The 13,395-nt window shown below is 47.6% G+C and carries 17 protein-coding genes; 8 read left to right on the plus strand and 9 right to left on the minus strand.

All coding sequences use genetic code 11. The annotated features are described in order from the left end of the window. Nucleotides 1-8: 8 nt before the first annotated feature. The 5 genes from K3G39_RS15695 (at nt 9) to K3G39_RS15715 (ending at nt 6,020) form a co-directional block, all read left to right on the plus strand. Nucleotides 9-1,037: a metal-dependent hydrolase gene (locus K3G39_RS15695; RefSeq protein WP_220627129.1), complete on the plus strand. Its 1,029-nt coding sequence runs from the start codon at nt 9-11 to the stop codon at nt 1,035-1,037. Further along, nucleotides 1,034-1,807, plus strand: a complete 774-nt coding sequence (locus K3G39_RS15700) for an SDR family oxidoreductase (protein WP_220627130.1) — start codon at nt 1,034-1,036, stop codon at nt 1,805-1,807. Before K3G39_RS15695 ends, K3G39_RS15700 begins: the two co-directional genes overlap by 4 nt. 147 nt (nt 1,808-1,954) lie before the next feature. Next, entirely contained in the window at nt 1,955-2,197 is a 243-nt protein-coding gene (locus tag K3G39_RS15705; RefSeq protein WP_220627131.1) for a hypothetical protein, read from the plus strand. Between the two features lie 67 nt (nt 2,198-2,264). Next, a complete protein-coding gene (gene gyrA, locus K3G39_RS15710; RefSeq protein WP_220627199.1) occupies nt 2,265-4,817 on the plus strand; it encodes a DNA gyrase subunit A in 2,553 nt (850 codons plus the stop codon). Nucleotides 4,818-4,886: 69 nt separating this feature from the next. Next, a complete protein-coding gene (locus tag K3G39_RS15715; protein ID WP_220627132.1) occupies nt 4,887-6,020 on the plus strand; it encodes a lipopolysaccharide assembly protein LapB in 1,134 nt (377 codons plus the stop codon). 207 nt (nt 6,021-6,227) lie between these two features. Here the strand turns inward: K3G39_RS15715 and K3G39_RS15720 are convergent, their stop codons facing one another. From K3G39_RS15720 to K3G39_RS15740, 5 genes are all read right to left on the minus strand, one after another. Beyond that, complete coding sequence (locus K3G39_RS15720; RefSeq protein ID WP_220627133.1) at nt 6,228-6,662, minus strand: phage holin family protein; 435 nt, start codon at nt 6,660-6,662, stop codon at nt 6,228-6,230. Nucleotides 6,663-6,755: 93 nt separating this feature from the next. After that, a complete protein-coding gene (msrA, locus tag K3G39_RS15725) occupies nt 6,756-7,388 on the minus strand; it encodes a peptide-methionine (S)-S-oxide reductase MsrA (RefSeq protein WP_255594407.1) in 633 nt (210 codons plus the stop codon). A 139-nt stretch (nt 7,389-7,527) separates the two neighbouring features. After that, a complete protein-coding gene (locus tag K3G39_RS15730; protein WP_220627135.1) occupies nt 7,528-8,541 on the minus strand; it encodes a cation diffusion facilitator family transporter in 1,014 nt (337 codons plus the stop codon). A gap of 117 nt (nt 8,542-8,658) precedes the next feature. Then, complete coding sequence (locus tag K3G39_RS15735; protein WP_220627136.1) at nt 8,659-8,940, minus strand: excinuclease ABC subunit C; 282 nt, start codon at nt 8,938-8,940, stop codon at nt 8,659-8,661. A gap of 49 nt (nt 8,941-8,989) precedes the next feature. Beyond that, nucleotides 8,990-9,400: a hypothetical protein gene (locus K3G39_RS15740; RefSeq protein ID WP_220627137.1), complete on the minus strand. Its 411-nt coding sequence runs from the start codon at nt 9,398-9,400 to the stop codon at nt 8,990-8,992. Nucleotides 9,401-9,579: 179 nt separating this feature from the next. Here K3G39_RS15740 and K3G39_RS15745 point away from each other — a divergent pair, with 179 nt between their 5' ends. Further along, nucleotides 9,580-9,999, plus strand: a complete 420-nt coding sequence (locus K3G39_RS15745; RefSeq protein ID WP_220627138.1) for a hypothetical protein — start codon at nt 9,580-9,582, stop codon at nt 9,997-9,999. 21 nt (nt 10,000-10,020) lie between these two features. Then, the gene (locus tag K3G39_RS15750; RefSeq protein ID WP_220627139.1) at nt 10,021-10,284 is read left to right on the plus strand and encodes a hypothetical protein; all 264 of its coding nucleotides are present in this window, start codon (nt 10,021-10,023) and stop codon (nt 10,282-10,284) included. A 2-nt stretch (nt 10,285-10,286) separates the two neighbouring features. On the opposite strand, the gene K3G39_RS15755 is transcribed toward K3G39_RS15750, so the two are convergent. After that, nucleotides 10,287-10,487 carry a hypothetical protein gene (locus K3G39_RS15755; protein WP_220627140.1) on the minus strand — a complete coding sequence of 67 codons (201 nt, stop codon included), beginning with the start codon at nt 10,485-10,487 and terminating at the stop codon, nt 10,287-10,289. A 91-nt stretch (nt 10,488-10,578) separates the two neighbouring features. Between K3G39_RS15755 and K3G39_RS15760 the strand changes: the two genes are divergently transcribed. Then, a complete protein-coding gene (locus K3G39_RS15760) occupies nt 10,579-11,328 on the plus strand; it encodes a pseudouridine synthase (RefSeq protein WP_220627141.1) in 750 nt (249 codons plus the stop codon). Here the strand turns inward: K3G39_RS15760 and K3G39_RS15765 are convergent. The 3 genes from K3G39_RS15765 to K3G39_RS20960 all read right to left on the minus strand — a co-directional run bounded on the left by K3G39_RS15765 (nt 11,314) and on the right by K3G39_RS20960 (nt 13,365). Continuing rightward, nucleotides 11,314-11,670: a hypothetical protein gene (locus tag K3G39_RS15765; RefSeq protein ID WP_255594408.1), complete on the minus strand. Its 357-nt coding sequence runs from the start codon at nt 11,668-11,670 to the stop codon at nt 11,314-11,316. The two genes, K3G39_RS15760 and K3G39_RS15765, sit on opposite strands and share 15 nt — an antisense overlap. A gap of 30 nt (nt 11,671-11,700) precedes the next feature. After that, complete coding sequence (locus tag K3G39_RS15770) at nt 11,701-12,636, minus strand: DnaJ C-terminal domain-containing protein (protein ID WP_220627142.1); 936 nt, start codon at nt 12,634-12,636, stop codon at nt 11,701-11,703. Between the two features lie 126 nt (nt 12,637-12,762). Next, nucleotides 12,763-13,365: a YqaE/Pmp3 family membrane protein gene (locus tag K3G39_RS20960; protein ID WP_255594409.1), complete on the minus strand. Its 603-nt coding sequence runs from the start codon at nt 13,363-13,365 to the stop codon at nt 12,763-12,765. Nucleotides 13,366-13,395: the final 30 nt, after the last annotated feature.

A 13,395-nucleotide genomic window follows, 5' to 3' on the forward strand; every position in this document is an offset into this window, starting at 1 on the left:
GGTATAAGATGGACTCTCTGACACAGATCGTATTGGGTGCCGCCGTAGGCGAGGCGGTGGCCGGACGCAAACTGGGTAATAAGGCGCTGCTTTGGGGTGCTATTGTCGGCACTATACCTGATCTGGATGTTCTTGTCAATCCACTGCTGGACATGGTGGGGCAACTAAGCTTTCACCGCTCCGTTACCCATTCTTTTTTCTTTGCGATTATAGCCTCGCCCTTGCTGGGCTGGATGCTTTGGCGACTCTACAAAAATGAACACGCCACCTTTCGGGACTGGACGCTGCTGTTCTTTCTGGGTTTTACAACACATGCCATTCTCGACAGCTTTACAACCTGGGGCACCCAGCTCTTTTGGCCATTCACTAATTACGGCGTAGCCTTTTACAACATCTTTGTCGTTGATCCGCTGTACACGGTTCCTTTCCTGATCTGCGTGATCGCCGTGATGTTTTATGACAGACGCAACCCCAAAAGACAGCGCTGGAATAATGCCGGCTTGATCATCAGCTCGCTATACCTTGTATTCTCATTCGGAGCACAGACTTATGCTAAAAGCGTGTTCAAGCAAAGCCTGGATGCGCAAGGTATACGTTACGAATCACAGATCGTGAAAGCAACTCCGATGAACACCTTGCTTTGGTCGGTCACGGCGGCAGCTGAGGACGGCTTTTATAACGGTTTCTATTCTTTGCTGGACCGGGATCAGAACATCAGGTATAACTTTGAGCCACGACAGGAACAATTACTGGAAACGTACCGCGGTCAACCGAAAATGGAGCGTCTGCTTCAGATTACCAAGGGCTACCACGCAGTAGAGAAAGCAACAGAGGGCGTTCATATCAAAGACCTGCGTTTTGGTCAGTTTGACGGCTGGCAGCAGGGCAAGGGACAATATGTGTTTGTATACCATGTATGGCACCATGACGATGGCACTCTGCGTTTTAAAGAGCTCAACAACCGCCCTAAAATAAATAGCGATTACCTGAAAGCGTATTTGCATCGTATTCTCGGAAATAAAGACCAAACCTTATGACAGCAGCAAGATGGTTACTCAGCGGTAAAAAAGCCGTTGTAACGGGCGGATCCAAAGGGATAGGCGCCGCCATTGTAGAAGAGTTTATCGGATTAGGCGCTGAGGTGATGGCGGTGGCACGCAAAGAAGCTGATTTGCAGCAGTTGCAGGCTAAGTTTCCGAAAGCAGGGCTGCATGCGCTGGTAGCAGATGTCAGCACTACAGAAGGCCGACAAAAGTTGCTGGACAGAGTGCAAACGCTTTGGGGTGCGCTTGACATTCTGGTAAATAACGTTGGGACGAACATACGCAAACCGGTAACAGACTATACACCGGAGGAGTATGATTTTGTGATGAGCACTAATCTGCGCTCAGCCTTCGAGCTCAGTCGTGACTTTTACCCGCTACTCAAAGCCTCGGCGCAAGGCAACATAATCCAGGTGACCTCCGTGGCAGGACTGACGCATGTGAGGACAGGTGCCATTTATGGAATGACCAAAGCGGCTCTGGTGCAGTTAACCAAAAATCTGGCAGGGGAGTGGGCCGAAGATGGAATTCGTGTGAACGCCGTAGCCCCCTGGTACATTAGCACACCGCTTGCGCAGACCGTGCTTCAGAACGAACAGTATCTGCATGAAGTAGTGACCAGAACGCCGATGCGGGTGATTGGGAAACCAGAAGATGTGGCAGGTGCCGTGGCCTTTCTGTGCATGCCGGCAGCGGCCTATATTACCGGCCAGACATTGGCAGTTGACGGTGGTTTGACGATCAATGGTTTTCACCCTGCCTGAGCTACCAAACAGGTATAGAACCGGCATTTCTGACTGCTAAACTATACCTTGAAACGCTGGTTTATTAATCCAAATTTTACTACTTTTGTATGATTAGGCTGTAAGAGCGAAATACAAATTCCCGACGCTCTTCATAACCCGACATGCATGGCAAAAATCCGACTGCTTTTACTCTTTAGCGCTGCTCTGCTGCTTCTGACCGTTTCATCCTGCAAACCCATGTGTCCGATCACTTCCTGCCAGGTGCGCATGGAGCACATACATGGCGAACAGGAGTTTCGTGGCCAACCCATTTACAAAAAGCAAAATCCTAAAATTGGTGAGAAACTACCAAAGCAAACAGGGGAGGTACACAAGCGCAAAAACGACAAGAGCCAGCGCAAGAATTAACGAATAATACAGGTTTCTGCCTGATCAGTAAATTATCCAACACAAAACTATTATTTAGACCTTGAACATGAACGAAGGCGAACGAATAATACCGATCAACATTGAAGACGAGATGCGCGGTGCATACATCGATTACTCAATGTCTGTTATCATTTCCAGAGCCTTACCTGATGTGAGAGACGGCCTGAAGCCAGTACACCGTCGTGTGCTGTACGGTATGTCTGAACTGGGGGTATCCTATAACAAATCCTACAAGAAATCAGCCCGTATCGTAGGAGAGGTGCTGGGTAAATATCACCCGCACGGTGACTCCTCGGTATACGAGACCATGGTGCGTATGGCACAGGAATGGTCGCTGCGCTACCCGCTGGTTGACGGACAGGGTAACTACGGCTCGATAGACGGCGACTCGCCGGCTGCGATGCGTTACACAGAGGCCCGCCTGAAGCGTATTGCTGATGAAATATTGGCTGACCTTGAGAAAAACACAGTGGACTTTGTGCCTAACTTCGACGACTCCCTGAAAGAGCCGTCCGTGATGCCGGCCAAGTTCCCGAACCTGCTTGTAAACGGCACATCCGGTATTGCAGTAGGTATGGCCACCAACATGGCACCGCACAACCTGACGGAGGTGATAAACGGAACGATCGCTTACATCGATAACAGGGAGATCACCGTAGCTGAACTGATGCACTATGTGACAGCCCCTGACTTCCCGACAGGTGGTATCATCCATGGTTACGATGGTGTGAAGGCTGCTTTCGAGACAGGCCGCGGTCGCGTGCTGATGCGTGCGCGCGCCAACTTTGAGACGAATTCAGCTGGTAAGGAACAGATCATTGTAACGGAAATTCCTTACATGGTCAACAAAGCTTCTCTGATCGAGAAGACTGCCGCCCTGATCAACGACAAGAAAATAGAAGGTATATCCGACCTACGAGACGAGTCAGACCGTGACGGCATGCGCATCGTGTATGACTTGAAGCGTGATGCTATACCGAACGTAGTACTCAATAACTTATACAAATACACTGCTTTACAATCATCGTTTGGCGTCAACAACGTGGCCCTGGTAAAAGGCCGTCCGATGACGCTGAATCTGAAAGAGCTGATTCATTACTTTGTAGAGCACAGACACGAAGTAGTAATCCGTAGAACACAGTTTGAACTGGACGAAGCCAAGAAGCGCGCTCACATCCTGGAAGGCCTGCTGATTGCTCTCGACAACCTCGACGAAGTGATCAACTTGATCCGTTCATCACGTGATCCGGAGATTGCCCGTAATGGCTTGATGGAACGCTTTGCACTGTCAGAGATCCAGGCACGCGCTATACTTGATATGCGTCTGCAGCGCCTGACCGGTCTGGAACGCGACAAGATTCAGGCAGAGTATGCTGAGATCATGAAACTGATCGATTACCTGACTTCTGTTCTGAACGACGAAGGCCTGCGTATGCAGATCATCAAAGACGAGCTAAACGAGATAAAAGAGCGTTACGGTGATGGGCGCCGCACCAGCATAGAGGCCTCCACCGGCGATATCTCTTACGAGGATATGATTCCGGAAGAGAGTATGGTGATTACCATTTCGCATGAAGGCTACATCAAGCGTACTTCGTTGAGTGAGTACCGCAGCCAGAGCCGTGGTGGTGTCGGCTCGAGAGGTGTGGCTGCCTCTAAAGAAAGTGATTTCACGGAGCACCTTTTTGTGGCCAGCACGCACCATCATATGCTGTTCTTCACGGAGTTTGGCCGTGTGTTCTGGATGAAGGTATACGAGATTCCGGAAGGAGGGAAGACCACCAAAGGACGCGCCATACAGAACCTGATGAACATTGAGAAAGACGACAAAATTAGAGCGGTAATCAATGTTCGTGACCTTAAAAATCAGGATTTCGTATTGAACCACAACCTGGTTTTCTGTACAGAGCATGGTACGATCAAGAAAACTGTGCTGGAGGCTTACTCAAGACCTCGAACCAATGGCATCAACGCGATTACAATTAACGAAGGTGACCGTTTGCTGGATGTGCAACTCACAACCGGGAACAGCGAAGTGATTATTGCGCTGGGTTCTGGTCGTGCCATTCGCTTTAACGAAAGCCAGGTTAGGCCGATGGGACGGAACGCAGCCGGTGTGCGTGGCGTAACACTAGCCGGACCAGATGATAAGGTTGTTGGTATGGTTTGTGTAGAAAACGAGGATACCGAACTGCTGGTTGTGTCCGAAAACGGATACGGCAAGCGCTCTTTGCTGGAAGAATACCGTATTACGAACCGCGGCGGAAAAGGAGTGAAGACCCTGAACGTGACGGACAAAACTGGTAAGCTGGTGGCGATTAAGGGCGTAGTAGATACAGATGACCTGATGATCATCAACCGCTCAGGCATAACGATTCGTCTGCGTGTAGCCGACATCCGTGTTATTGGCCGTGCTACCCAAGGTGTACGCCTGATCAAACTGACGGAAGGCGACCAGATTTCTTCTGTCGCAAAAGTAGAAATGGAGAACGAAGAGGAAGTTGCGGAAGCGTTAATGGAGCAGTCAGAATTGAAACCGGAAGACTCCTTGCAGCCTGATACTCAGATAGATCCTGAAGTGACAGAAGACGAAGTTTAATCTGTAAATGGAATTTAATTTTATTTATTAATCGTTTAACAAACAAACAAAAACCAATCACAGAATAGTATGAAAAAAATACTGATGACAGCCATGGCAGCCGTAAGCGTTCAGGTTGCTGTCGCTCAGAACTCGGCCGTGAATAGCGCCGTGCTGAACCACAAGAACGGCACGCTGGACAAAGCGCTGGCTGACATTAACAAAGCAACTGAGCATAAGAAAACTCAAGATAAAGCGAAAACCTGGTTTTACCACGGTGTAATCAATCAGGATCTGATCGGTCATCCGATTTATGGCAAACTGGCAACTGAGGAAACACCAGAAGTGGCGCTGACCTCGTTCAACAAAACACTTGAAATTGACGGTGAGAACGGTCAGTTCGGTAAACTGGTGCCAGAGCGTATGCAAATTCTTTATGGCCAGGTTCTGAACCAAGCGGTTGAATTCCACAACAACCAGGATTGGGACAATGCTATTGCTAAGTATGACATGGCTTCTAAGGTGAACCCAACCGATACAACAGCAGTGCTTTATGCTGCTTATGCTTCAACTGCCAAGCAGGACTATGCTACAGCGGTAAAGTATTATGATAAGTTGATCAGTATTGGTCACACAACGGAAGACGTATACAAAAACAAAATTCAATTACAGCAGGCCACCGAAGCAGCAGATGATGTGGTAATGGCTTCTATTGCAGCTGGTTTGGAGAAGCATCCGAACAGTGTATACCTGATGCAGGAAGAGCTGCGTTACTACCTGAAAAACGACCGTGCTGACGAGGCAATGGCTAAGCTTGACAAAGCGATCGAAGCCGACCCTAAAAATGCCAGCCTGTACGCCGTTCGTGGTAACCTGCAAGAGCGCAAAGGAAACATTGACGAAGCTTATACCAACTACAAGAAAGCTGTAGAAGTAGATCCAAACAACTTCGACGGATTCTTTAACCTGGGAGTACTGGAGTATAACAAGGGCAGTGAGTTCAACAACAAAGCTGCTAAAATGGACTATGCTACCTACAAAAAGAAAGGTCCTGCATTAGAGAAGCAAGCTGTGAAGCACTACGAAGCTTCATTGCCATACTTCGAAAAAGCACTTGAGATTCAGCCAGAAGATCAGGCTACATTAGCCAACCTGCAGCGTGTTTACACACGTTTGAAGCGTACTGCTGATGCGGAGAGAATCGGAAAGAAACTGAAAAACTAATCTGACCGGTTAGTTTCTAAGAGAAGAAAGGGAGTCCCAAATAGGCTCCCTTTCTTATTGCCACAAACACTACTTAACATAATATAAATTATAAGACTGATTATATACGAGTATTTATACTCTATAATAAGTGTCACTGATAACATACTTTATGTTAAGTAGCCGCATTTCGTTCCTGGCTACTTTTGTTATACCTGTTGTAGGTTTTTAAATAAACCGGATTGTATTAGCTTCAGTAGTCTCGGTTTGAGCGAAATACTGCTCCAGTCTTGGCTGGTTATCGAGCTTCGCATATTCTTCGTCACCACCTCTTGCCCAACCTACAAGCGCTAAGGCAATAGCTGTTGCAATGGCAATAATTAAGGCAGGCCACCAGCCGTCTACTTTAAAATTGCCCACCAGTTTGTCAACCAGTTTGATCATCAGAACAGTTACAATTAAGCCTATAATAGCCTCAAGCAAAAAGAACGATACCAGGTTAAGCACGCCCCGCAATAGCCATCCGATAGTTGCATTGAACAAACCAATCAGAAAAGCCACCCAAAGGGCTGTCATAAAACTTTTGACATGTACTTGTGGTAATGCATAGGCCAGCAGCATAATGACACCGGCGCTAACTAGTAAGGTGAGTATAAAGTCCATGGTCTGTAGTGATTTAGTGACATTTTTTTGTACTAATACGGATACAAACTTTAATGGATATTCTACACTACAACTTTCAGTACAAAAGGCCTGTTACTTCTGTTTCAAATAGCTGTCTTTTAGCTTACTACGAAAGGAACCTTCAAACTTTATTACCTTGGGCATAGCAATTGAACGGACATAAGGATCGTCTGGGTTGTTGTAATAATAATCCTGATGATAATCCTCGGCAATCCAAAATTTACCAGCCGGTTTAAGCTCTGTTACGATCTTGTTGCGGAATGTGCCGGCATCCTCCAGGGCGCGCATGTAGTTACTTGCCTGACTCCGCTGCTTGTCATCGTGAAAGTAGATGGCAGATCGATATTGTTTACCCACATCGGGACCCTGGCGATTTAAGGTTGTGGGATCGTGCGTGGCAAAAAACACTTCCAGCAGTTCCCTGTAAGTTATCACATCCGGTTTGAACCATATGCGCACAGCTTCCGCATGACTTGTTCTGCCGCTGCTCACCTGTTCATAGGTAGGCCGCTCCTCACGTCCACCGGTATAGCCAGATTCTACGCGGGTTACACCCTTCAGCCTTTCAAAGTAAGCCTCTGTACACCAGAAACAACCTCCGGCAAAAGTTGCTTTACTGAGTCCGAGTGTATCCGGACTATCGCCGTAACTGTAGGCACTTTGCTGCAAAACAGTACGCTGCTCCCCCCCGGATTCTGTGCACATCCAAAGCAAGAGTAAAAATGGGAATAAAAGATATGTGTATTTACGAACCATACGCCACTAGCCTTATTATTGGCTACGCTAATTTAACAGCTCAGGGTTAGTTTTTGTTAAAAAATCTGCACTCCCCCTACTCTATCGTTTATGATTTGTCCGGAGACTGAAAGGCATGCTTTTTATCGGCAATTACTTTGTCCAGATCCCACTCAACACGCTCCCTGAGCGGGGCTCTGCGAACGTTACAATCTGATTTAGTACAGATGGTGCATGATACTTCTATGCAAGGGTCGGTATGGATAAAAAGCTCAATATCTGGATCGATCTGTTCCCGAACCAGCGCGCCCACGGCTTCCACTTCTTTGTGTGCTTCTAACACGTTGAGGTACCAAGGCACGGTCAGGTGGCAGTCTATATGCAGTGTGTTGCCGTACTTGATCACGCGCAGGTTATGAATATCGATCCAGTTCTCGCGCCGGTTATCGTTCAGCACACGCACAATGCGCTTCAATAATTCATAGTCCGCCTCATCCATTATACCTGCCAGAGAAGCCCGCAAAATACGATAGCCTGTGTAACAGATGAAAGCGCCAAACAGGATAGCTACCACACTGTCCAGCCATACCTGACCGGTAAGGTATAGCAGCAGCAGACCGATTAGTATACCTGCTGTTGAATAAGCGTCAGTTTTGAGGTGCTTGCCTCCTGCCACCAGCACCATGGAATTGGCTTTGTTGCCCTGCCGCTCAGTTGCATAGCCTACTACAAAATTGATGACACCAGATATTGCCACCAGGTAGATACCTGCATCGAGCCGTGAAATGACCTGAGGCTCAAACAGGTTATAGAACGATTTGAGAATGATCGCCCCTCCTGCCACCAGAATCAGGGAACCCTCGAGGGTGGCCGCAACAAACTCTATCTTACCGTGTCCATAGGGGTGATTGAGATCTTTTGGCCGCGCAGAAAGAATAAGGCTATAGAGTGAAAAGCCACCGGCCACCACATTGATAATGGACTCTAAGGCATCTGTGAGTATAGCATTGGAATTGGTAAGATAATAGGCCAGGAATTTGGCAAACAGCAGCAATACACCCACAACCAGCACAAGTAGTTGCATGTGTATGTTCTCGCTTTGCTGTTGCAGCATTTTTTTCATTGTTATGGCCGAATTCCTGTAAGTGCATAGTGCACCATCCTATACCTGACCAGGTACAGTGTACAGTGGGTTGAGACAAACTTAATGAAAAATAGTGTGTAGAATGGGGGAATCCCCCTAGCTCAGGGTGTCTGTCAGGTCGAGCCAATTAGGATTCATGGACTCTACCAGGCGAAGATGATCTTCAGGCCCTGCCGATTTGATGCGATGTTCACGAACCCGGGCTATTTCTTCCAGATCATAGTGCTCGTAATACACTAGCTTGGTCTGTCCGGGTTGGCCACCTTCGCCAGCCATTTGCTGGAGCAGGTTTTCAGAAACGCCAATGCTCAGCTGCGGCTGGGACTGATTGCCCATGATATAAACATAAAAGTGATTTGCTTGCTGGTTCGGCTGCATACATAAAAGGTTATTTAGTAACAAGGTATACGGCTGAAACAAGTCCTGGTTAGAAATCCTGTAGCCATTGGCGGGCATCTTCCTGAAGAAAGAAAGTGCGCATGGAAATACCGGTACTTTGGTCCACTGTGTTGTCAATCTCGAGCTGTGTAAAGAATTCATGCGAATACACCCAGGCAAAATAATTTACGCCTGCTTCACGCAGACTGGGTATCCATACCTCTATCATCCACTTGGTATCTCCCGAATGGCCTGTCACTTTCGAGTTGTCATTCAGAATTTTAGTAATCTTGTACTCATTTACATAATTTAGAATTTTAACACAGCCTGAATGCCCTTTCGCGGTATCCAGCCACCCCTGCCAGATTGATACTAACATCTTGTCCTTCAGATTCACTTTGATATCCAGGTAATCACTTGTGTGCACTAACTGTTCTTTATTTTCATGTAAGTATAACATAACGATTCGTTGACTAATACTATTCTTGTATTTTTTACCTATTCAATAGACCTAATGTTACTCATGGTAAGCCATTCATTGAACTATCCTAATAATACCGCTTTAGATATAAGGTTTTTTGAACTATAGTACCCATAAATAGTATTGTATTAGCAGTGCCTACTTACTTGAAAACAAGCATGAAGCAATATAAAGACAATTATTGTCACATTAACTACAACTCTATCACCAATCAGGTATACCTGAAATGGCTTAACCCTCCAGACGAATCAGCCTTGCTTTGCAGCTATGACAGGGGGCTGGACATGGCAATATCGAACAAGGCTGTGAGCTGGGTCGCTGATAACTCCATAGGATTTTTATTGGATATTTCAATGCAGCGCGCATTGGCAAAACTGACAGCCAGCCGGCTAAAGCAAACGTCACTTAGACGGTTTGCGCGCGTAACACCCATTGATGTTTTTCAGGAACTGGTAACAAACAAGGTATTCAACCGTATCAATGATCAGACTGTGAACTGCCTTGAGTATGAAGTTTTTCATAATCCCAAAGATGCCCAGGCCTGGGGTACGGAAGCAAGCGTTTTAGCGGTTAATTAAAAGCAGACCAAAGTTCGACTCATGGCACTTGGACCGAAACTGATCGAAAAACTTGAAAAACTGTACGCACCCGACAGCAAACTTGACCAGCACTATAATGGCAAGGATCTAACTTTTATCACCAACGAAAATGGCGAAGCTGTTACCTTGTTCATCGGCAGGCGGCTGGAAGATGGTACCATTTCGGGAGAGCGCTATGTGCGTAAAATTGTGCGCGATAACAAAACCGGGAAAATGGTGCGCAGTCACTGGGATTTGAAAGGAAAAGTCACCAGAGGCAACTGACACTATAGTTCCTGCATATCGAAGTCTTTGCCACGGCCGTAGCGGATAAGATCGTTCAGTATGAACACATCCAGGGTATGCAGGTCCTTCACCAGATAGGTGCCTTCTTCGGGTATATCCATCACCTGAAACTCAAAGCGCTCGCCGTAATTCTCCATCACATAATTTTTACCTTTCCTCAGGTTGTCAAACGATATGGCCATGCTTTGTATTCTTCTTGAAATTTTCGACAAGTATAGGCAGCTTTCAGTTCAATTCTTAGTAGTTGGCTATCTTTGTAAAAAATAAGCGAAGGTGTTAGAGATTATATACGAAGACGAAAGCTATGTAGCGGTTAACAAACCCAATGGTTTGCTGGTGCACCGTACACGTATTGCCGAAGAGAAAAAAGAATTTGCCCTGCAAATGCTGCGCGACCAGTTAGGTTATCAGGTATACGCTGCTCACCGGCTGGATCGTGGTACTTCCGGCGTGCTGCTCTTTGCCAAAACACCCGGAGCCGTTGCACCCATTGTACAAGCCTTTGAAGAGAAAAGGGTCGACAAGATATACTACGCCATCGTTCGCGGCTATACCCCGGAAAAAGACACGATCGACAGCCCCATTCGTCCTGATAAAGACCACAAACACAAGGCGCCGCAAGATGCAGTGACGCATTACGAACAATTGGCAAAAGTGGAGCTGCCTATACCTGTCGGTCGCTACAGCACGGCTCGCTACTCGCTGGTGAAGGTGCAACCCGAAACCGGGCGTATGCACCAGATTCGAAAGCATTTTGCGCACATCAGGCATTATATTATAGGCGATAGGCGGCACGGCGACTGGCGCCACAACCAGATGTTTCGTGAGCAACTGGAATCGCCAATTATGCTATTACACTCAGCTTCGCTGACATTTGACCACCCTAACTACGGTTCTGTAATTGAGATAAAGGCTCCACTAGCACCTCATTTCGAACGCCTGTGTTTAAAGTTCGGCTGGGAGGATGTCTTACAAAATGAAGGGCTGACGCAAGTTTCGACGATTGATTCAGGTATGGCGTAGCGTCTGCTTTACCATCTCGAATTGCAGCTGCGCTACGAAGTTGTTTCGGGAATCGGCATTGAGGGCGGTGAGCAGGTATGCCATGCGTGACAGGCGCCAATCCTGCACCACTTCTCCGTTTCGTGACCGGTATACAACTTTAAAATTTTCCTGGAGCGGCACATGCATGCAATTACATACCTCTGTAGCCCGCTTCACGGCTTCGCTCAGGTCCTGCAGGTTTTGGCAGCCTTGCTGCTCCAGCAGGTCGCTGGCGTAGCAAGTCAGGTTACTATCTGCCAGGCTGTCGACAAAACTATCGATTGGATTGTGGATGCTGATATGGTCGAGGGTCATTAACATAGCATTCGGCTTAAAATTCTTCTCTTCTTTTTATACGCTGGCTGTCTTACGTTGATGCAGTTCTCTGAGTCGTTCCATCAGGCCCCGCTCCTCTTCCGAAAGATGAACCGGTAGCTGTACCTCTATCTTTACGTACAAATCACCGTGCTGGTCTGCTTTGCCGTATACAGGCATCCCTTTTCCGCGCAGGCGTAGGATCTTGCCATTCTGCGTGCCGGCTGGTATTTTAAGCTTAAGCTTACCGGTAAGTGTATATACCTGCATCTCGCCACCCAGTATAGCCGTGTACATATCGAGGTTCAGTTTCGTATGGAGATCGTTACCCTGCCGTTCAAAGTCCGGTAAAGACTGTACCTGCACTCGGATATACAGATCTCCGGCCGTACCACCCCCTACCGCCGGGCCACCTTTGCCTTGGATCTTGAGTACCTGGCCATCCGACACGCCAGGCTTGGTGGTGATCCGCAGTTGCTGGCCGTTGACGGTTAATAAACGGGAAGTGCCACTGTAAGCTTCCTGCAACGTTATGAGCATCTCTGCTTCGTAGTCCTGGCCTTTGGGTGCGCGGCGGCCTGCCCGGAAGCCACCACCCTGCTGCGAAAATCCTCCTCCGAAAAACTGCTCGAAGAAATCAGAAAAACCGCTCCCGCCTCCAAACATATCACCCATATCGCCCTGGTAGGATGTGCCGCCATAGCCCCCGCCGGGTCTGCCTTGGTACTGTCCGCCTTGTTGCTGGAATTGCCGCCAGTTGGCACCTAGTTCGTCGTACTGCCTTCGCTTCTGCTCATCTCCCAACACTTCGTAGGCTTCACTGATATCCTTGAACTTCTCTTCGGCCGCTTTGTCGCCTTTGGTCTTATCCGGATGATACTTTTTGGCTAAAGCACGGTAGGCCTTTTTGATATCGGCCTGGGAGGCAGATTTCTCAACGCCCAGTATCTTATAATAGTCCTTGTAGTCCATGCTTGTATAGGTATAAAGGTCAGTTACAGGTATAAAACGCAATCCTGCACCGGGGGTTAACAGGTATAAAACAAAAAGCACCGCCCCGGAGGACAGTGCTTTTTATGCTTGAGGAAAGCCTGTGCTTTAGATGGTATCTGTCACGACAAGTAGCGCGTAGATCACACCCGGAATCCAGAAGAGGAGCGTCAGGATGAGACTGATCCAGAACTGCGTGCCTATACCTACGTGCAGGAACACAGCCAATGGAGGAAGCAATACAGCCAGAATAATTTTGATGATACTCAGGTCGCCACCACGGTCTTGCTTCAGCGCTTCGCGAACCTCTCTCTTAAATTCTTTTTTCTCGGCCTTGGTCATACTGGCAAGGCGCTCTTTGGCCATAGCCAATGCCTCAGCTTCTGTCACTGTCACCTCTTCTGCAGCAACAGGGGCTATCGGGGCAACTTTCGGAGCAGGTGCAACCGGCGCGGCAGGTATAGCAGCACTAGCTTCCAGCTCAGGTTCGGCTACTGCTTTTTCTGTAGCTTTTTCTTCAGCTGCAGCCATAGCGACTTCACTCAATGAAATCTCAGGGGCAACCTCCTGCTTTGGCGCAGGCTTTTTCATGTCGTTATAAGGCGCCTGCTTGTGGCCGGCAAATTCATAGTATTTGGCTGAGCTACAGGCAAACATCAGTTGCGCGGCTACAAGAACAAATACCAGGTTAAGTAAACTTCTGATCTTCATAGTTTTAGATTTTAATTTATTAAAAATAAA

The sequence above is a fragment of the Pontibacter sp. HSC-14F20 genome (genome assembly GCF_019599265.1).
Classification (GTDB): domain Bacteria; phylum Bacteroidota; class Bacteroidia; order Cytophagales; family Hymenobacteraceae; genus Pontibacter.

Bases quoted from the DNA above. Each gene is read 5' to 3' on its own strand.
- K3G39_RS15750 (WP_220627139.1), top strand. From the start codon at position 10,021: ATGGCACTTGGACCGAAACTGATCGAAAAACTTGAAAAACTGTACGCA.
- K3G39_RS15765 (WP_255594408.1), bottom strand. From the start codon at position 11,670: ATGTTAATGACCCTCGACCATATCAGCATCCACAATCCAATCGATAGT.
- K3G39_RS15740 (WP_220627137.1), bottom strand. From the start codon at position 9,400: ATGTTATACTTACATGAAAATAAAGAACAGTTAGTGCACACAAGTGAT.
- K3G39_RS15700 (WP_220627130.1), top strand. From the start codon at position 1,034: ATGACAGCAGCAAGATGGTTACTCAGCGGTAAAAAAGCCGTTGTAACG.
- K3G39_RS15745 (WP_220627138.1), top strand. From the start codon at position 9,580: ATGAAGCAATATAAAGACAATTATTGTCACATTAACTACAACTCTATC.
- K3G39_RS20960 (WP_255594409.1), bottom strand. From the start codon at position 13,365: ATGAAGATCAGAAGTTTACTTAACCTGGTATTTGTTCTTGTAGCCGCG.
- K3G39_RS15735 (WP_220627136.1), bottom strand. From the start codon at position 8,940: ATGCAGCCGAACCAGCAAGCAAATCACTTTTATGTTTATATCATGGGC.
- K3G39_RS15755 (WP_220627140.1), bottom strand. From the start codon at position 10,487: ATGGCCATATCGTTTGACAACCTGAGGAAAGGTAAAAATTATGTGATG.
- K3G39_RS15730 (WP_220627135.1), bottom strand. From the start codon at position 8,541: ATGAAAAAAATGCTGCAACAGCAAAGCGAGAACATACACATGCAACTA.
- K3G39_RS15705 (WP_220627131.1), top strand. From the start codon at position 1,955: ATGGCAAAAATCCGACTGCTTTTACTCTTTAGCGCTGCTCTGCTGCTT.
- msrA (WP_255594407.1), bottom strand. From the start codon at position 7,388: ATGTGCACAGAATCCGGGGGGGAGCAGCGTACTGTTTTGCAGCAAAGT.
- K3G39_RS15715 (WP_220627132.1), top strand. From the start codon at position 4,887: ATGAAAAAAATACTGATGACAGCCATGGCAGCCGTAAGCGTTCAGGTT.
- K3G39_RS15770 (WP_220627142.1), bottom strand. From the start codon at position 12,636: ATGGACTACAAGGACTATTATAAGATACTGGGCGTTGAGAAATCTGCC.
- gyrA (WP_220627199.1), top strand. From the start codon at position 2,265: ATGAACGAAGGCGAACGAATAATACCGATCAACATTGAAGACGAGATG.
- K3G39_RS15695 (WP_220627129.1), top strand. From the start codon at position 9: ATGGACTCTCTGACACAGATCGTATTGGGTGCCGCCGTAGGCGAGGCG.
- K3G39_RS15720 (WP_220627133.1), bottom strand. From the start codon at position 6,662: ATGGACTTTATACTCACCTTACTAGTTAGCGCCGGTGTCATTATGCTG.